Origin of the sequence: Aphanothece microscopica RSMan92 (assembly GCF_046613545.2) — a bacterium.
Taxonomy (GTDB): Bacteria; Cyanobacteriota; Cyanobacteriia; order PCC-6307; family Cyanobiaceae; genus NIES-981.
In genome coordinates this window covers 1-395 of sequence record NZ_JBKKKY020000659.1, presented here as the reverse complement: position 1 = coordinate 395, position 395 = coordinate 1, and the positions used below count along the sequence as shown (strand labels likewise).

The window sequence follows — 395 nt, the reverse complement described above, 5'->3', positions numbered from 1 at the left end:
CATGTGCGCCACGCGCAGGAACCCGTGCCAGGCCTCCTCATGCGGCAGCGCCATGCCCAGGCCGATGCCCAGCGTGACGCCCGCCTGATGTTCCGTCCATTCGCGCAGGCGCGTGGCATGGGGCGCGCCCATCCGCGCCGCCGTCACCGACCGCCCCCGGAACGCAGGATCGCCCACGTTCAGCGCGATCGCGGGGTTGCCCTGCCCCCAGGCATCGAAGGCCGCCCAGACGGCGCGGGCCAGCACCTCGTGCCGCGCCCAGACGGCGGCCAGCCCCTCTTCGCGCAGGATCATCTGCAAGGCCTCGGCCAGGCCATACAGGTGATGCGTGGGCGCGGTGCCCCCGAAATACTGCCAGAACTCGGTGCCAAAGGCGCGGGGGCGCCAGTCCCAAT

The 395-nt window shown here is 72.4% G+C and carries 1 pseudogene; it reads right to left on the bottom strand.

Annotation, left to right across the window (positions count from 1 at the left end):
* Positions 1–395: pseudogene (locus tag ACLD7X_RS19520) on the bottom strand (hypothetical protein); the annotation flags it as partial.